The sequence below is a fragment of the Variovorax sp. P4_D9 genome, from assembly GCF_056401695.1.
This window is the reverse complement of record NZ_JBFUIU010000113.1, coordinates 1-17,025: the sequence shown is the minus strand read 5'-3', so window position 1 is coordinate 17,025 and position 17,025 is coordinate 1. Positions and strand designations below refer to the sequence as shown.

Here is a 17,025-nt window from a genome sequence, read left to right as displayed (position 1 = left end):
GTCGACATCCTGCTGAACGGCGAGAAGGTCGACGCGCTGTCGATCATCGTCCACCGCAGCCAGAGCCAATACCGGGGTCGGGCGGTGGTCTCGAAGATGCGCGAGATCATCTCGCGCCAGATGTTCGACGTCGCGATCCAGGCCGCCATCGGGGTCAACATCATCGCGCGTGAGACAATCAAGGCGCTGCGCAAGAACGTGCTCGCCAAGTGCTACGGCGGCGACATCACCCGCAAGAAGAAGCTGCTCGAGAAGCAGAAGGCGGGCAAAAAAAGAATGAAGCAGATCGGCTCGGTCGAGGTCCCGCAAGAGGCCTTCCTCGCCATCCTGCAAGTCGAAGACTAAAGATGGCATTTCTCACTTCCCTGATCCTCGCCGCGTTCGTCGGCTACATCGGCGCCTGGTATTTCGGCGCGGTCGAAGGCAACTTCGCGCTGTTGCTGTTCCTGGCCACGGTGGTCACCGGCCTCTACTGGCTGGCCGAGCGTTTCTATTTCCTGCCGAAGCGCCGGCGCGCGGCCGAGGCGCTCGACGCCTCGCTGGCGCAGCGGCGCGAGGAACTCGCGCGCCAGGGCATCACGCAGGTCGACACTGTCGACACCAAGGCCCGCGAGCGCCTGGTCATGCAGCCGTGGTGGCTGGACTGGACCGCCGGCCTGTTCCCGGTGATCCTGGCCGTGTTCCTGCTGCGCTCCTTCCTGTTCGAGCCCTTCAAGATCCCGTCGGGCTCGATGATGCCGACGCTGCTCACCGGCGACCTGATCCTGGTGAACAAGTTCGTCTATGGCCTGCGGCTGCCGGTCAGCAACACCCGCATCACCGAGGGCCGGCCGCCGGCGCGCGGTGACGTCATGGTGTTCCGCTACCCGCCCAAGCCGAGCATGGACTACATCAAGCGCGTGGTCGGGGTGCCGGGCGACGAGGTGTCCTACCTCAACAAGCAACTCACGATCAACGGCCAGCCGGTCCCTAAGGTGGCGATCCCCGAGTATTTCGACGAGGAGACGATGCGCTACCTCAAGCAGTACAACGAGGATCTCGGCGGCAAGGAGCACCGCCTGCTCAACGACGACAACCGCCGCGCCGGGCTTTCCGAAGCCGAGATCATGGCGTTCCCGAACCAGGAAAATTGTCGTTACAGTGTCGAGGGCGTGGTGTGCAAGGTGCCGCCCGGCCACTATTTCATGATGGGCGACAACCGCGACAACTCGCTCGATTCGCGTTACTGGGGCTTCGTTCCGGACCAGAACATCGTTGGCAAGGCCTTCCTGGTGTGGATGAACTTCGGCAATCTCAAGCGCATCGGCACATTCCAATAAGCATTCGGATTCAGATCGAGGGGAAGAGGGCATGAGAGCAAGGAAGACAGGACACAAACAGCGCGGCATCTCGTTTATCGGGTTGCTGTTCGTGGCGATCGTGCTGGCCTGTGTCGGCGTGGTGGTCGCGCAGGTGATCCCGACGCTGATCGAATACCAGGCGATCACCAAGGCGGCCAACAAAGCCAAGGAAGGCTCGACGGTGCCCGAGGTGCGTGCGATCTTCGACYGCGCCCAGGCCATCGACGACTTCCAGTCGGTCAGCGGCAAGGACCTCGAGGTCAAGAAGGACGGCGACAAGGTGATCGTGTCCTTCGCCTACGACCGCGAAATCCATCTGTTCGGCCCGGCCTACCTGCTCCTGAAGTACCGGGGCCAGTCCCGTTGACGTTCGCTCCGTGACCGACGGCGGCCTCGTCGCGCTGCAGGCGCGCCTCCAGCACTCCTTCGCCGATGCGCGGCTGCTGCAGCTGGCGCTGACCCACCGCAGTTTTTCGGCGGATCACAACGAACGGCTGGAGTTTCTCGGCGATTCGGTGCTGAACCTCGCTGTCTCGCACCTGCTCTTCGTGCGGCTGGCGACCCTGCCCGAAGGCGACCTGTCGCGGGTGCGCGCCAACCTGGTCAAGCAGGACACGCTGCATCAGCTGGCGCTCAAGCTGGCACTGTCCCCCCTGCTGCGTCTGGGCGAGGGCGAGGCGCGCTCGGGCGGCCAGAACCGGCCGTCGATTCTGGCCGATGCGCTGGAAGCCGTGATCGGCGCGGTCTACCTCGATGCCGGCTTCGGCGCGGCGCAGGCGCTGGTGCACCGGCTCTACGAGTCGGTGGCGATCAGCCCGCGCATGGAAGCGGCGTCCAAGGACCCCAAGACCGAATTGCAGGAATGGCTGCAGGGTCACAAAATGAAGCTGCCGGCCTACCGCGTCGTCGGGACGCTCGGGGCGGCACACAAGCAAACTTTCGATGTCGAATGCGAAGTGGCCGACCTGGGCCTGCGCGAACGCGGCATCGGCGGCTCGCGCCGCGCCGGTGAGCAGGCCGCCGCGGCGGCCATGTTGATCCGGCTCAAGGCGCGAGGCGCAAAGGCAAGCTCATGATCGAAGCGAACGAACCCATCTCCCCTCCGACCGCCGGCGGCGCTGAGGGCCCCCGCCGCTGTGGCCTGGTGGCCATCGTCGGCAAGCCGAACGTGGGCAAGTCGACGCTGCTCAATGCCCTGGTCGGGCAGAAGATCAGCATCACTTCGCGCAAGGCGCAGACCACGCGGCACCGCATCACCGGCATGCGCACGCTGGGCGCGACCCAGTTCGTCTTCGTCGACACGCCGGGCTTCCAGACCCTGCACGCCAACGCGCTGAACCGCTCGCTCAACAAGACCGTGGTCGGCGCCGTGTCCGACGTCGACCTGATCCTGTTCGTGGTCGAGGCCGGCAGCTTCACGCCGGCCGACGAGCGGGTGCTGAAGCTGCTCGGCAGCGGCATCCCGACCCTGCTGATCGCCAACAAGCTGGACAACGTGCACCGCCGCGGCGACATCGCGCCCTGGCTGCAGACCATGCAGCAGAAGCATGCCTTCGCCGAGTTCGTGCCGATGTCGGCCAAGAACTCGAAGGACATCGAGCGCCTGTTCGGCATCTGCGAGAAGTACCTGCCCGAGCAGGACTGGTGGTACGCCGAGGACGAGCTGACCGATCGCAGCGAGCAGTTCCTGGCCAGCGAGATGGTGCGCGAGAAGCTGTTCCGCCTGACCGGCGACGAGCTGCCCTACACCTCCACGGTGGTGATCGACAAGTTCGAGGAGGAACCGCCGCAGCGCAAGGGCCACAAGCGGCTGCTCAAGATCGCCGCCACGATCGTGGTCGAGCGCGACGGCCACAAGGCAATGGTGATCGGCGACAAGGGCGAGCGCATCAAGCGCATCGGCATGGAGACCCGGCAGGAACTCGAGAAGCTCATGGACGCCAAGGTGTTCATCGAGCTGTGGGTCAAGGTGCGCTCGGGCTGGGCGGACGACGAGGCCAGGGTCCGCTCCTTCGGATACGAATGAGTGGCCGTCAAGCGCGTTTCGCATGAACCGGCCTATGTGCTCCACCGCTACGACTGGAGCGAGACCAGCCTGATCCTCGAGGTGTTCACGCGGCACCTGGGGCGGATCGCGCTGGTGGCCAAGGGAGCCAAGCGCCCGAGCTCCAACTTCCGCCCGGTGCTGCTGCCGCTGCAGCCGCTGCAGCTGAACTTCACCGGCGAGGCCGAGATCCGGACCCTCAAGGGCGCCGAATGGATGGGCGGCCACGTGATGCCGACCGGCGAGGCGCTGCTCTCGGGCTACTACGTCAACGAACTGCTGCTGCGCCTGCTGGCGCGCGACGATCCGCACGAGGCGCTGTTCGACGCCTATGCGGCGGTGGTGCAGGTGCTGGCGGGCGACCATGCGGGTGCGCAGGCGGCCACCCAGGCGGCTGGGCTGCGGGCCTTCGAGCTGCTGCTGCTGCGCGAGGTCGGGCTGCTGCCCTCGCTGGCGGCCCAGACCTCCACCCTGGCGCCGTTGACGCCGGCCGGGCGCTTCGCGCTGGTGCCCGAGGCCGGCCTGCGCCCGGCCGAGGACGCCGAACCTGCCCTGACCGGGTCCGAATGGCTGGCCCTGCAGGCGGCGCTCGACGACGCGGCGCCTTTCGCCTCGACGCTCAGGGTCTGCGCCGGCTTCAACGGCGCATTGCGGACCCAGCTGCGGGTCCTGCTCAACTACCATTGCGGTGTCACGACGCTGCGTACGCGGCAGATGATGCGAGATCTGCAAGCCCTATGAGCACCCCCATGTCCACTGCCCTGTCTGTCAATCTCAACAAGGTCGCGCTGGTGCGCAACACGCGCGCGCTCGGCATCCCGAGCGTGCTGTTCGCGGCGGCGCTGTGCCTGGACGCCGGCGCGCATGGCATCACTGTGCACCCGCGGCCCGACGAGCGCCACATCCGGCCGCATGACGTGCGCGACCTGTCGGGCCTGCTGCACAAGGACTGGCCGGCGGCCGAGTTCAATATCGAGGGCAATCCGTTCCACAACTTGATGGAATTCGTGCGCGAGCTGCGGCCGCACCAGGCGACCTTCGTGCCCGACAGCCAGACCCAATCCACCAGCGACCACGGCTGGAGCTTTCCCGAGGACGCCGAGCGGCTGCAGCCGCTGATCGCCGAGACCCGGGCGCTGGGGGTGCGCGTGAGCCTCTTCATGGACCCGGCGCCCGAGATGATGACGGCCGCCAAGGCGGTCGGCGCCGATCGCGTGGAGCTCTACACCGAGGGCTATGCTGCCTCGCGCGGCACCTCCAAGGCCGACGCGGTGCTGCAGCTGTACGCCGAAACGGCGCGCGCCGCCCAGGCGGCCGGCCTCGAGGTCAACGCCGGCCACGACCTGAGTCGTGACAACCTGACCGAGTTCCTGCGCGCCGTGCCGGGTGTCCGCGAGGTCTCGATCGGCCACGCCTTCGTCTCCGATGCGCTGGAACTCGGCTACGCCGCGACGACGCGCGAATACCTGCGCCGCATCGAAGAAGCGCGTTAAGGACGGCTTGCGCGTGATCTACGGCATCGGCACCGACATCTGCGACATCCGGCGCATCGCCGCCACCTTCGAGCGCCAGGGCGAGCGCTTCGCGCAGAAGGTGCTGAGCGATGCCGAATTCGCGGTCTGGCAGGCCCGCAGCGCGCGCTGGCCGAAACGCGGCTTGCGCTACCTGGCCACGCGTTTCTCGGCCAAGGAGGCCTTCAGCAAGGCGGTCGGCATGGGCATGCGGATGCCGATGAGCTGGCGGCTGTGCGAGATCGTCAACGAGAAAAGCGGCAAGCCCGTGATCGTGCTGCACGGCGGCCTGAAGGATTGGTTCGAGGCCGAGGGCCTGCGGGCCCACGTGACAGTGACCGACGAGACCGACTACGCGGCGAGCTTCGTCGTGGTCGAACGCAAAGAATGACCGACAAGACCTTGCACGCGCCCTTGATCATCGATGTGGCGGGGACCGAACTGAATGCGGCCGACCGCCGGCGGCTGGCCGACCCCCGGGTGGGCGGGGTGATCCACTTCGCGCGCAATTGGAAGGACCGGGCGCAGATGAGCGCGCTGAATGCCGAGATCAAGGCGATCCGGCCCGACGTCCTGATCTGCGTCGACCACGAGGGTGGCCGGGTGCAGCGCTTCCGGACCGACGGCTTCACCCGCCTGCCGTCGATGCGCACGCTGGGCGCGCTGTGGATGCGCGAGCCGCTGCGCGCCACGCAGGCGGCCGTCGCCTGCGGCCATGTGCTGGGCAGCGAGCTGCGGGCCTGCGGCGTCGATTTCAGCTTTGCGCCGGTGCTCGACCTGGACTACGGCGAAAGCAGCATCATCGGCGACCGCAGCTTGCACCGCGACCCGCGCGTGGTGGCGCTGCTGGCGCGCAGCGTGATGCACGGGCTGCTGCAGGCCGGCATGGCCAACTGCGGCAAGCATTTTCCGGGGCACGGCTTCGTCAAGGCCGATTCGCATGTGGCGATGCCGGTCGACCGGCGCAGCCTCAAGGCGATCCTGGCCGATGACGCGCGGCCCTACAACTGGCTCGTCGGCACCCTGGCGGCCGTGATGCCGGCGCACGTGATCTACCCGAAGGTCGATGCCCGCCCGGCCGGCTTCTCGTCGAAGTGGCTGCAGCAGATCCTGCGCGGCCAACTCGGCTTCGATGGCGCGGTGTTCAGCGACGACCTCAGCATGGAGGCGGCGCGCCGTATCGACGGTCGGCTGATGAGCTACACCGACGCGGCGCTGGCCGCGCTCGATGCGGGCTGCGACCTGGCGCTGCTCTGCAACCAGAGCCTGGGGGAGGGCGCTGCGCTCGACCAGTTGCTCGACGGCTTTGCCGAGGTGCAGCAGGGCGGGCGCTGGACGCCGAACGCGGCCAGCGAGCGGCGCCGGCGCAGCCTGATGCCGCGTGGCGACGCGCTCGCCTGGGATGCGCTCATCGCGTCATCCGCCTACCGCCAGTCGCTGGCCATGCTGCCGCGCGCGTAGCTGTCAAACGGCCTGGGACGGCGTCCACAGCCGTTCGCCGCCGGCGTCTAAGTGCGTCAGGTACAGCCGCAGGTCGAACTCGTGCTGGTGGTAGTCGGGTTCCATGTGCGTGCACAGCTTGTAGAAGGCCTTGTCGTGCTCGCGCTCCTTCATGTGCGCGAGTTCGTGCACGACGATCATCCGCAGCCACTCGATCGGCACTTCCTTGAACAGGCTCGCCACGCGGATCTCGCGCTTGGCCTTGAGCTTGCCGCCCTGCACCCGCGACACCGTGGTGTGGGTGCCGAGGGCGTTGCGGATCACGTGCAGCTTGTTGTCGAACGCCACCTTGGACAGMGGCTCGGCATTGCGCAGGAACTCGCTCTTGAGATGGCTCGCGTAGTCGTACAGCGCGCGGTCGGTGCGGATGTCGTGCGGGGCGCGGTAGCGCTTTTGCAGCCAATCGCCGAGCCGGCCTTCGGTGATCAGATACTCGACCTGGGCGCGCAGCGCCGCGGGGTACGCGGCGAGGTATTTCATGCGGGCTGCGGGCTTCGTGCGTTCGCGGCGGCCGAAGCGGCGTAAGCCAGGCCGGCAGCCACGCCGCCGAACAGGTCGCCTTCCACCACGTCRACCCCCGGGAAGGCGTCGCGCAGGGCGCTCTGGAACGGCCGCAGGGCCGACGACCCGCCGGTCAGGTAAATGGCGTCGAGGTCGCTGGATTGCAGACCCGCGCGCTGCACGCACTCGCGGGCGCAGCCGACCACGCTGTCGAGCAGCGCGGCGAGGTGCTGCGCCATGGCGGCGGCGGTCAGCGCGGCTGTCAAACCCGGCTCGGCGCATGACAGATCGATCGCCACCTCGTCGGCGGTCATCGAACTCCGGATCTTGGCCTCCTCGACCTCGCTCGCGACGCGGTGTCCTTCGCGATTCACGAGGACGCTCATGAGCCGGTCGTGCAGCCGCGTGTCGAGGTAGCTGCTGCGCAGTTCCTGCACCTGGCGGATCGACTTCGGCGTCTGCAGCCAGTTGATCAGGTGCCAGGTCGAGAGGTCGAAGAAGGTCCGGCTCGGCACCTCGCGGCCCTGCGGCCCGTGATGGCGGAAGCCCAGGTGCGGCATCGCGCAGGCCAGGCTCAGCCGCTGGTCGTAGTCGGTGCCGCCGATGTGGATGCCGGTGGTCGCCAGCACGTCGCTGGCGCGGTCGGGGTGGCGCATGCGCTCGGGGCCGAGCCGCACCACCGTGAAGTCGGAGGTGCCGCCGCCGATGTCGACGATCAGCACCAGCGATTCGCGGCTCACGCGGCGCTCGAAGTCGAAGGCGGCGGCGATCGGCTCGTACTGGAACGTGACTTCGCCGAGCCCGGCGTTCTCGGCCGCCTGGCGCAGCGAGGCTTCGGCCAGCGCATCGCGCTTGTCGTCGTCGTCGACGAAGCGGATCGGGCGGCCGATCACGACCCGACCGGGCGGGGCGCCGAGCTGCTTGCGCGCCCGGCTGCCCAGCTCGGCGAGGAACAGCGTGATGATGTCCTCGAAGCTGACCAGCTGGTTGTCGATCTCGGTCGGCTCCTGCATCAGCGCGCTGCCCAGGATGCTCTTGAGCGATCGCATCAGGCGGCCTTCGGTGCCGGCCAGGTAGAGCGCCATCGCCTCGCGGCCGAAATGCGTGCTGCGGTCTTCGGAATTGAAGAAGATCGCGGTCGGGATCGCGATCGCCGAGCCTTCGAGCAGCAAGGGGCGCGCGAGCCCGTCCTCGCCGACGAAGGCGGCGGCGGAATTCGACGTGCCGAAGTCGATCCCGATCGATGCTGCGCGCTGGCTCAAGATTCGCGGCGCAGGGCCGGGAACAGGATCACGTCGCGGATGCTCGGCGAGTCGGTCAGCAGCATCATCAGGCGGTCGATGCCGATGCCGCAGCCGCCGGTGGGCGGCATGCCGTATTCGAGCGCACGCACGAAATCGTGGTCGTAGAACATCGCTTCGTCGTCGCCGCTGTCCTTGGCCGCGACCTGGGCGTTGAAGCGCGCGGCCTGGTCCTCAGCGTCGTTGAGCTCGCTGAAGCCGTTGCCGAACTCGCGGCCCGTGATGTAGAGCTCGAAGCGCTCGGTGACCTCGGGGCGCTCGTCGTTGGCGCGCGCCAGCGGCGAGATCTCGGTCGGGTGCTCCATGATGAAGGTCGGCTGCCAGAGCTTCTCTTCGACGGTTTCCTCGAAGTACATGACCTGCAGGCTGGCCAGGCTGCGCTGCGACAGCTTGTCCTTTTCCTCGCTGAGGCCGATCTTGCGCAGAGCATTGATGAGCCAGGCGGCATCGTCGATGTTGCTGCCGGCATCGGAGTACTTGAGGATCGCCTCGCGGATCGTGAGCCGCTCGAAGGGCTGGGCGAGGTCGACCGGCTTGCCCTGGTACTCGAGCTGCTGGCTGCCGACCGCCTTGTCGGCGATGGTGCGGATCAGCGTCTCGGTGAAGTCCATCAGGTCGCGATAGTTCCAGTAGGCCGCGTAGAACTCCATCATCGTGAACTCCGGGTTGTGCCGGACCGAGATGCCTTCGTTGCGGTAGCTGCGGTTGATCTCGAACACGCGCTCGAAACCGCCGACGATCAGCCGCTTCAGGTAAAGCTCGGGCGCGATGCGCAGGAACATCTCCTGGTCGAGCGCGTTGTGGTGCGTCTTGAAGGGCTTGGCGTTGGCRCCGCCCGGGATCGGATGCAGCATCGGCGTCTCGACCTCGAGGAAGTCGTTGGCCACCATGAATTCGCGCAGCGCGCTGACTGCGCGGCTGCGCGCCGTGAAGCGGTCGCGCGCGGCAGCGTCGGTGATCAGGTCGACATAGCGCTGGCGGTACTTCTGCTCCTGGTCGGCCATGCCGTGGAACTTGTCGGGCAGCGGCCGCAGGCTCTTGGTCAGCAGGCGCAGCTTCGTGACCTTGACCGACAGCTCGCCGGTCTTGGTCTTGAAGACCGTGCCCTCGGCACCGACGATGTCGCCGAGGTCCCAGTGCTTGAATTCGGCGTAAGCCTCGTCGCCGATGGCTTCGCGCTGGACGTAGAGCTGAATCCGGCCGGTGGCATCCTGCAGGGTCGCGAAGCTGGCCTTGCCCATCACGCGCTTGAGCATCATCCGGCCGGCCACGCTGACCGGGATCGCGGCCGCCTCGAGCGCCTCGGGTTCGGTCTCGCCGTGAGCGGCGAGCAGGGCGGCGGCGCGGTGACCCGGCTTGAAGTCGTTCGGGAACGCGACACCCTTGCCCTCGGCCTGGCCGGCGCGCAGCGCCTTGAGCTTCTCGCGCCGTTCGGCGATCAGCTGGTTGTCATCGACGGCCGGCGTCGATGCAGGGGCCGCGGCGGGTGCGGGAACGGAAGGGGTCAGGTGGTCGGACATGGGCGCTGGAGTGGGTGCGCGGCAAAAACGCGCGCAACCTGCCATTTTAGCCGGCGGCGCTACTTCGCGATGCCGGCCCGGGCCAGAAGGTCGCTGACCAGTTCCAGACGCATCAGCGGGCTGTCGAGCGCCATCAGGCGCTGCTTGAGCTCGGTCGGCATCGGCAGCAGCTCGCACCAGCGGTTCGCGACCCAGCCGCAATCCTCGAAGCGGCGCGGTTCGCCGATTGGCAGCCGGACGCTGTCGTCGCCTTCCATGCGGCGCCGCTCCTCGAGGGTGTCGACAAGGCGCCGCAGCGCGTCGGCGGTGTGCTTCAGGTCTTCGGGCAGGGCCAGCGGCATGTCGTCGGCGATGGCTTCGACCTCGGCGGTCCAGAGGCCATGCTTCTGCAACTCGCTCGAACGCAGCCTGAAACGCTGCGTGCCCACGCATTCGATCTGCAGCAGGCCGGCCTGCGGTGCATCGAACTCGCGGATCACGGCCAGCGTGCCGACCTCCGCGAAGGTCTCGGCTTCGGCGCCGGCGCGGCGAACCTCGCTGCCCTGGGTCAGGCTGACGACCCCGAAGGGCGCGCCGTTCTTGTGGCAGCGCCCGATCATGTCGAGGTAACGGACCTCGAAAATCCGAAGCGGCAGTAGGCCATCGGGAAACAGCACCGTGCCCAGCGGGAACAAAGGAAGGGAGCGCAGAAGGGGTTGGGTCGTCATCGATGAACCTTGGCGTGGCTATCATCGCATTCCTTCACGACCACGCGCCATGTTCTATCAGATCCCCTCGTTCCTGCTCGACGTGATCGTCGGCCTCCTGGGCGGCGCTTGTCTGCTGCGTCTGTACRTGCAATACCACCGGGTGCCCTTCGGCAATCCGCTGGGGCGCTTCGTGTTCGCGGTCAGCGACTGGATCGTGCTGCCGCTGCGCCGCGTCATTCCGTCGGTCAAGCGCTGGGACCTGGCCAGTGCGGTGGCGGCCTGGCTGCTGGTGCTGGCGAAGTTCGTGCTGCTGTGGCTGCTGATCGGCGGCGCCGTGCGCTGGGCCGCCTTGCCGCTCGTGTCGCTGGTCGGACTGCTGCAACTCGCGGTGTCGGGGCTGACCGCGCTGCTGATCGTTTATGCCGTGCTGTCCTGGGTGCCGAGCGCGTCGTCGATGCTGCACGACCTGATCGCGCGCCTGGCCGAACCGCTGGTGCGGCCGCTGCGCCGCTTCATCCCGCTGGTCGGCGGCGTCGACCTGTCGGTGCTGGCCGCGATCGTTCTGCTGCAGGTGGTAGCCATCATTCTGGGCAACCTGATGCAGGCGGCCTTCACCCTGGGGTGAAGGCGCCCGCGCCTAGTCCACCGCGTCGGCGGGTTGCCGCAGCAGCATCGCCAGCGTGCTGGCAATGGTCTTGCGCAGCTCGCGCCGGTCGCAGATGAAGTCGATTGCGCCCTTGGTCTGCAGGAACTCGGCGCGCTGGAAGCCTTCGGGCAGGGTCACGCGCACGGTCGATTCGATCACGCGCGGGCCGRCGAAGCCGATCAGCGCCTTGGGCTCGGCAATCACCACGTCGCCGACGAAGGCAAAGCCGGCGCTCACACCACCCATCGTGGGGTCGGTCAGCACGCTGATGTAGGGCAGGCCTTTCTTTGCCAGGCGGGTCAACGCCGCGTTGGTCTTGGCCATCTGCATCAGCGACAGCAGGCCTTCCTGCATCCGCGCACCGCCGGTGGCGGTGAAGCAGATGAAGGGCACCTTCTGCTCGATCGCGGTTTCGACGCCGCGCACGAAGCGTTCGCCAACCACGCTGCCCATGCTGCCGCCCATGAAGTCGAACTCGAAGCAGGCGACGACCACGTTGATGCTGTGCACCGAGCCGCCGATCACCACCATGGCGTCGGTCTCGCCAGTGTTCTCGAGCGCTTCCTTGAGCCGCTCGGGGTACTTGCGACTGTCCTTGAACTTCAGGGCGTCGACCGGCAGCACCTCCTGGCCGATCTCGTAGCGGCCTTCGGAGTCGAGAAAGCCGTCGAGCCGCGCCCGGGCGCCGATGCGGTGGTGGTGGCCGCAGCTCGGGCAGACGTTCTGGTTGTGCTCCAGGTCGGTCTTGTAGAGCACGGTCTCGCAGCTCGGGCACTTGATCCAGAGGCCCTCGGGCATCTGGCGCCGCTCGCTCGGGTCGGTCGGCGTGATCTTGGGGGGAAGCAGTTTTTCAAGCCAGCTCATGGTGCTCCTTGTGTGGCGTGGATTATCCGCCAGCCGCGGCCCGGGGCGCAGCGGCGGGCAGGGCATCGAGCGCCCGGCGGATCTCGGCCAGGAATTCGCCGACCAGCGGCACCACCGCGTCGCGCGGCTGGCCGTCGATCAGCTGGATGATGCGGGTGCCGATCACGACTGCGTCGGCGGCCGCGCCGACCGCCTGGGCGGTGCGGGCATCGCGGATGCCGAAACCCACGCCCACCGGCACTTTCACGTGCTTGCGGATGCGCGGGAGCATGCGGCCGACCGCGTCAGTGTCGAGGTGGCCGGCGCCGGTCACGCCCTTCAGCGACACGTAATAGACGTAGCCGGTGGCGATGCGGCCGACCTGGGCCATGCGCTCGTCTGTGCTGGTCGGCGCCAGCAGGAAGATCAGGTCGATGCCGTGGGCCTGCAGGCCGGCGGCGAAGTCCTCGCATTCCTCGGGTGGGTAGTCGACCACCAGCAGGCCGTCGACGCCGGCGGCCGCGGCGTCGCGGATGAAGGCGCCCTTGCCGTGCACGCCGTCATAGCGCTCGACCGGGTTGGCGTAGCCCATCAGCACCACGGGCGTGGCCTTGTCCTGCTCGCGGAAGGCGGCCACCATGGCCAGCACCTGCTTCATGCCGATGCCGAGCGCCAGTGCGGCTTCGCCGGCCTGCTGGATCACCGGGCCGTCGGCCATCGGGTCGGAAAACGGCACGCCGAGCTCGATCACGTCGGCGCCGGCCGCGACCATGCCGTGCATCAGCGCAGGCGTGATGTCGGCGTAGGGGAAGCCGGCCGTGACGTAGGGGATGAGGGCCTTGCGTCCTTGCTTCTGCAAGGCTTCGAAGGTGGCGGCAATGCGGCTCATCACTTGCCTCCCTTCACCTGGAGGCCGCGCATCGACGGCCGGTCGTAGAAATCGACGCCCGAGAGGTCGGCCACCGTGCCGATGTCCTTGTCGCCGCGGCCCGAGAGGTTGACCAGGATCGACTGGTCCGGCCGCATCGTCTTCGCCAGCTTCATCGCATAGGCGAAGGCATGGCTCGACTCGAGCGCCGGGATGATGCCTTCGGTCCGGCACAGGTAGTGGAAGGCCTCGAGCGCCTCGGTGTCGGTGATGCCGACGTACTCGGCGCGGCCGATGTCGGCCAGGTAGGCGTGCTCGGGGCCGACGCCCGGATAGTCCAGGCCGGCGCTGATGCTGTGGGTCTCGGTGACCTGGCCATCGTCGTTCTGCAGCAGGTAGGTGCGGTTGCCGTGCAGCACGCCCGGGCTGCCGCGCAGGATCGAGGCCGAATGCTTGCCGCTGTCCAGGCCTTGGCCCGCGGCCTCGACGCCGATCAGGCGCGTGCGCTCGAACGGGATGTACGGGTGGAAGATGCCCATCGCGTTGCTGCCGCCGCCCACGCAGGCGACCACCACGTCGGGCTGGCGGCCTTCGGCCTCGCCGATGATGCCTTGCGCCGCCAGCATCGCCGGCATCTGCGCGATGCACTCGGTGCCGATCACGCTCTGGAAGTCGCGCACCATCATCGGGTAGGGATGCGGGCCGGCCACGGTACCGATGATGTAGAAGGTGTTCTCGACGTTGGTGACCCAGTCGCGCATCGCCTCGTTGAGCGCGTCCTTCAGGGTCTTGCTGCCCGATTCGACCGGCACCACGGTGGCACCAAGCAGGTTCATGCGGTAGACATTCGGGCTCTGGCGCTTGACGTCCTGGCTGCCCATGTAGACCACGCATTCGAGCCCGTAGCGGGCGCAGATGGTGGCGGTGGCGACGCCGTGCTGGCCGGCGCCGGTCTCGGCGATCACGCGCGGCTTGCCCATGCGCTTGGCGAGCATGGCCTGGCCGATGGTGTTGTTGACCTTGTGGGCGCCGGTGTGGTTCAGGTCCTCGCGCTTGAGGTAGATCTGGGCCCCGCCGATCTCGCGGCTGGTGCGTGCCGCGTGGTAGATCGGCGACGGGCGGCCCACGAAATGGGCCAGCTCGTAGTGGAATTCGGCGAGGAACTCGGGGTCGTCCTTGTAGCGGGCGTAGGCATCGCGCAGTTCGCTGATCGCGTGGGTCAGCGTCTCGCTCGCGAAAGTGCCGCCGTAGATGCCGAAATGGCCGCTGGCGTCGGGTTGCTGGTAGGTGTCCATGGTCTCGATTCGTTGGGCCGGCGCCCGCGGATCGAGGCGGCGCGCCAGCTAGGGAAGGGCATCGGCCGCCCGGACGGCGGCCACGAATTCGCGGATCTTCGCGGCGTCCTTCAGGCCCTTGGCGGCCTCGACGCCCGAACTCACGTCAACGGACAGCGACTTGCAGCGCGTCCGCAGTTGACGAATGCCATCGCCCACGTTTGCAGGTGCGAGCCCACCACTCAAGACGAGGTGAGCGTCGACGGCGGGTGGAAGAAGTGACCAATCGAATGCCTTGCCGCCTCCGCCATAGGCCTCGACATGGGCGTCGAGCAGGATGGCGTGGGCGCGGGAGTAATCGGACGCGTATTTTACGAGGTCGAAGGAAGCCCCGGCGGCGCCGAGCGGTATGCGAGCCGCCCGCATGTAACGGTGGGCGCCTCGGCCGCTGGCTTCCCAGCACTGTTCGGGCGTCTCGTCGCCGTGGAACTGGGCCAGGGCGCCGGGCACTTTGGCCAGTGCGGCCAGGGTGGCGGCCACGCTTTCGTTGACGAGCAGCAGCACCGGGGTCATGAAGGGCGGCAGGCGCCCGGCCAGTGCGGAGGCGCGCTCGGCCGTCACGGCACGCGGGCTGGCGGGATAGAGCACGAAGCCGACCGCGTCGGCGCCGGCCTCGACCGCGGCGTCGACGTCGGCCTCACGCGTCAGGCCGCAGATCTTGATGCGGGTCCGGTGGGGTGGGGGGGCGACGGGATCTGTCATGGCGGGCCATCATACGCAGCACGCACGGCCTGCAGCGTCGCCTCGGGCGGCAGGCCCCAGCCGGCGTCGTAGAGGGGGCCCAGGAAGTAGAGGCCGGCCGGCGAGAAGGTGGGGGCCGCCACCACCCGGCTGCGCGCGGCCAGCACCTCGGCCATCCATTCGGGCGGCGCGTCGCCGTGGCCGATGCGCACCAGGCAGCCCATGATGTTGCGGATCATGTGGTGCAGGAAGGCGTCGGCCTCGAACTCGAAATGCCAGCGGCAGCGCTCGCCCTCGCCGTGGCGCGTGATCTCGATGCGGCGCAGGTCCTTGACCGGCGAGCGGGCCTGGCAGGCCGAGGCGCGGAAGGAACTGAAGTCGTGCTGCCCCACTAGCACGGCGGCGGCGGCGCGCATCGAATCGCCGTCGAGCGCATGCATCGACCAGCCGACCCGGCCCGCATCGAGGCTCGGGCGCACCGGCGACTGCGACAGCACGTAGAGGTAGCGGCGGGTCAGCGCGCTGGCCCGGCAGTGGAATTGGTCGAGCACCGGCTGCGCCCACTGCACCGCGATGTCGGGCGGCAGGAAGCGGTTGGTGCCGCGGACCCAGGAGATGGGCAGGCGCTCGACAGGCGTGTCGAAGTGCACCACCTGCATCAGGCCGTGGACGCCGGTGTCGGTGCGGCCGGCGCACAGGGTCGAGATCGGCTGGGCGGCGAACTGGCTCAGCGCCGCCTCGAGCTTGTCCTGCACCGTGCGGCCCGAGAGCTGGCTTTGCCAGCCCTGGTAGGCCTGTCCGTTGTAGCGGATGCCGAGGGCCAGCCTCACGGCAGAATCGGCGGCCGCATGGCCACTCAGCGCAGCTGGCCGAGCAGTTGCTTGGCTTCGGCCTTGATTTCGCCAGCGCTTTCGGCGGCTACTTCCTCGACCAGCGAGCGGGCGCCTTCGACGTCGCCGAGCGCCTTCAGTTCGCGTGCCAGCGAAAGCTTGATCGCGTGCGGGTTTTCGCCGCTGTCGTCGATCGCCTCGAGGCGGCCGCGCTCAGTGTCGGACGGGTTGCGGTTCGACAGGCCGGCCAGCGAGCTCATGTCGAATTCGATGAAGCCTGAATCGCCGGGCAGGTTGGAGCGCAGGGGTGCCGGCTGGGTGCGCTCCTCGTCGGCGTGCGACTCTTCACGCCCGAGCGGCTCGAGGGCGGCAGGGGCGGTATCGAAGTCGTTCTCGAGGTCGACGCGCCTGGGAATCTGGCGGGTCGGCGTGTGGCCGTTGAGCGGCGCGGTGACGATGCTCGGCAGCTCGGGGGSGGGCGCATGGAATGGCTTCGGCGCCGCTGCCGGCGGCAGGCTGGCCGTGACCGTCGCCGGGGCGGTCGCTGCCGGCGACGGGTTCAGTTCGAGATCGAAGTCCAGCGGCGCCACCGACGGCACGAAGGCCGGCGGCGGAGCTTCCGCCACGGGCGCGGGGATCGGTGCGAGCGGCACAGGGGCGCTGGCGGCGGCGAGGGTGCCGGCGAAGGCGGCTGCTTCGGCGGCGGACACACCGCCGCGGCTGCCGCTCTCGTAGAGCGGATTGCCCGGATCGAGCTCCTTGCCCAACTCGACCACGCGGTTCCATTCGTTGCCGGAGCCGCCGGTCAGCTTGTGGACATCGGCCGCGAGCGCTTCGTAGGCGCGCAGGTCGCGGCGCTTGGCGTGGATCTCGAGCAGCTTGAGATGGATCGCGGTGCGTTCCGGATTGACCCGCAGGGCTTCGCGCAGGATTTCCTCGGCCTGGAGGTCGCGGCCGTAGGCCAGGTAGACGTCGGCCTCGGCCACCGGGTCGACGTCGCCGGTATCCAGTTGACTCGGCGAGTACGACAGCGACGACACCACGGAGTTGCCGCGGTTTTTGGTGTCGACCGACTCGCCGCCGCTGGCGCCGAAGAAGGAGTCCTTGGGGATCCGGCTTTCGATGAACACGCTGTCGCCGGCATCGCGGCGCTTGCGGCCGAGAACGCGGTAGAGCAGGACGCCGATCAGCAGGGCGATCAGCGCGGCGGCGCCGGCCATCAGCGGGTTGTCGAGCAGTTCGGAGAAGAAGCTCTGCTGTGCCGGCGGCGGTGGGGGCGGCGCCTTGGCGACCGGCTTGGCGGCAACTGCGGGCGCGATCACCGCGGGTGCGGCGGCCGGGGCGGAGGCAGCGGCAGCCACGGCCGGGGCGGCGGAAGAGGCGACGGGGACGGCCGGGGCGGCCACAGGGGCAGGCG

Annotated in this window: 19 protein-coding genes and 1 pseudogene; 10 read left to right on the top strand and 10 right to left on the bottom strand. The window is 68.3% G+C overall.

All coding sequences use genetic code 11. The features are described 5' to 3' along the window. The 9 genes and pseudogenes from AC1DY5_RS14895 to nagZ all read left to right on the top strand — a co-directional run. Positions 1-345: pseudogene (locus AC1DY5_RS14895) on the top strand (elongation factor 4); the annotation flags it as partial. Positions 346-347: 2 nt separating this feature from the next. After that, positions 348-1,319 carry a signal peptidase I gene (lepB, locus tag AC1DY5_RS14890; protein WP_478112438.1) on the top strand — a complete coding sequence of 324 codons (972 nt, stop codon included), beginning with the start codon at positions 348-350 and terminating at the stop codon, positions 1,317-1,319. A 31-nt stretch (positions 1,320-1,350) separates the two neighbouring features. After that, on the top strand, positions 1,351-1,707 hold the full coding sequence (locus tag AC1DY5_RS14885) for a DUF4845 domain-containing protein (RefSeq protein WP_478112437.1): 357 nt from the start codon (positions 1,351-1,353) through the stop codon (positions 1,705-1,707). A 10-nt stretch (positions 1,708-1,717) separates the two neighbouring features. Beyond that, a complete protein-coding gene (gene rnc / locus AC1DY5_RS14880) occupies positions 1,718-2,416 on the top strand; it encodes a ribonuclease III (RefSeq protein ID WP_478112436.1) in 699 nt (232 codons plus the stop codon). Further along, entirely contained in the window at positions 2,413-3,366 is a 954-nt protein-coding gene (gene era, locus AC1DY5_RS14875) for a GTPase Era (protein ID WP_478112435.1), read from the top strand. The genes rnc and era overlap by 4 nt, the downstream gene beginning before the upstream one ends. Further along, the gene (gene recO, locus AC1DY5_RS14870) at positions 3,367-4,125 is read left to right on the top strand and encodes a DNA repair protein RecO (RefSeq protein ID WP_478112434.1); all 759 of its coding nucleotides are present in this window, start codon (positions 3,367-3,369) and stop codon (positions 4,123-4,125) included. A gap of 8 nt (positions 4,126-4,133) precedes the next feature. Beyond that, positions 4,134-4,877, top strand: a complete 744-nt coding sequence (locus tag AC1DY5_RS14865) for a pyridoxine 5'-phosphate synthase (RefSeq protein ID WP_478112433.1) — start codon at positions 4,134-4,136, stop codon at positions 4,875-4,877. Positions 4,878-4,890: 13 nt separating this feature from the next. Next, entirely contained in the window at positions 4,891-5,286 is a 396-nt protein-coding gene (gene acpS / locus AC1DY5_RS14860) for a holo-ACP synthase (RefSeq protein ID WP_478112432.1), read from the top strand. Further along, positions 5,283-6,356, top strand: a complete 1,074-nt coding sequence (nagZ, locus tag AC1DY5_RS14855; protein ID WP_478112431.1) for a beta-N-acetylhexosaminidase — start codon at positions 5,283-5,285, stop codon at positions 6,354-6,356. The genes acpS and nagZ overlap by 4 nt, the downstream gene beginning before the upstream one ends. A 3-nt stretch (positions 6,357-6,359) precedes the next feature. On the opposite strand, the gene AC1DY5_RS14850 is transcribed toward nagZ, so the two are convergent. From AC1DY5_RS14850 to AC1DY5_RS14835, 4 genes are read right to left on the bottom strand one after another with little or no spacing between them, the layout of a single operon-like run. Continuing rightward, positions 6,360-6,875, bottom strand: a complete 516-nt coding sequence (locus AC1DY5_RS14850; protein ID WP_478112429.1) for a YgjP-like metallopeptidase domain-containing protein — start codon at positions 6,873-6,875, stop codon at positions 6,360-6,362. Continuing rightward, positions 6,872-8,161, bottom strand: coding sequence for an Hsp70 family protein (locus AC1DY5_RS14845; RefSeq protein WP_478112439.1), 1,290 nt, complete (start codon positions 8,159-8,161; stop codon positions 6,872-6,874). Before AC1DY5_RS14845 ends, AC1DY5_RS14850 begins: the two co-directional genes overlap by 4 nt. Further along, positions 8,155-9,717: a lysine--tRNA ligase gene (lysS, locus tag AC1DY5_RS14840; protein WP_478112428.1), complete on the bottom strand. Its 1,563-nt coding sequence runs from the start codon at positions 9,715-9,717 to the stop codon at positions 8,155-8,157. The genes AC1DY5_RS14845 and lysS overlap by 7 nt, the downstream gene beginning before the upstream one ends. A gap of 59 nt (positions 9,718-9,776) precedes the next feature. Beyond that, on the bottom strand, positions 9,777-10,424 hold the full coding sequence (locus tag AC1DY5_RS14835) for an LON peptidase substrate-binding domain-containing protein (RefSeq protein ID WP_478112426.1): 648 nt from the start codon (positions 10,422-10,424) through the stop codon (positions 9,777-9,779). 49 nt (positions 10,425-10,473) lie between these two features. Between AC1DY5_RS14835 and AC1DY5_RS14830 the strand changes: the two genes are divergently transcribed. Next, complete coding sequence (locus AC1DY5_RS14830) at positions 10,474-11,031, top strand: YggT family protein (protein ID WP_478112424.1); 558 nt, start codon at positions 10,474-10,476, stop codon at positions 11,029-11,031. A gap of 12 nt (positions 11,032-11,043) precedes the next feature. On the opposite strand, the gene accD is transcribed toward AC1DY5_RS14830, so the two are convergent. From accD to AC1DY5_RS14800, 6 genes are all read right to left on the bottom strand, one after another. Beyond that, positions 11,044-11,916, bottom strand: a complete 873-nt coding sequence (gene accD / locus AC1DY5_RS14825) for an acetyl-CoA carboxylase, carboxyltransferase subunit beta (protein ID WP_478112423.1) — start codon at positions 11,914-11,916, stop codon at positions 11,044-11,046. A gap of 22 nt (positions 11,917-11,938) precedes the next feature. After that, positions 11,939-12,784, bottom strand: a complete 846-nt coding sequence (trpA, locus tag AC1DY5_RS14820) for a tryptophan synthase subunit alpha (protein ID WP_478112421.1) — start codon at positions 12,782-12,784, stop codon at positions 11,939-11,941. Beyond that, positions 12,784-14,058, bottom strand: coding sequence for a tryptophan synthase subunit beta (gene trpB / locus AC1DY5_RS14815; protein WP_478112419.1), 1,275 nt, complete (start codon positions 14,056-14,058; stop codon positions 12,784-12,786). Before trpB ends, trpA begins: the two co-directional genes overlap by 1 nt. Before the next feature lie 48 nt (positions 14,059-14,106). Beyond that, on the bottom strand, positions 14,107-14,799 hold the full coding sequence (locus tag AC1DY5_RS14810; protein WP_478112417.1) for a phosphoribosylanthranilate isomerase: 693 nt from the start codon (positions 14,797-14,799) through the stop codon (positions 14,107-14,109). Beyond that, positions 14,796-15,608, bottom strand: coding sequence for a tRNA pseudouridine(38-40) synthase TruA (truA, locus tag AC1DY5_RS14805; RefSeq protein ID WP_478112415.1), 813 nt, complete (start codon positions 15,606-15,608; stop codon positions 14,796-14,798). The genes AC1DY5_RS14810 and truA overlap by 4 nt, the downstream gene beginning before the upstream one ends. A gap of 26 nt (positions 15,609-15,634) precedes the next feature. Then, positions 15,635-17,025, bottom strand: a 1,391-nt coding sequence (locus AC1DY5_RS14800) for a FimV/HubP family polar landmark protein (protein WP_478112414.1), incomplete at its 5' end; no start/stop codon positions are given.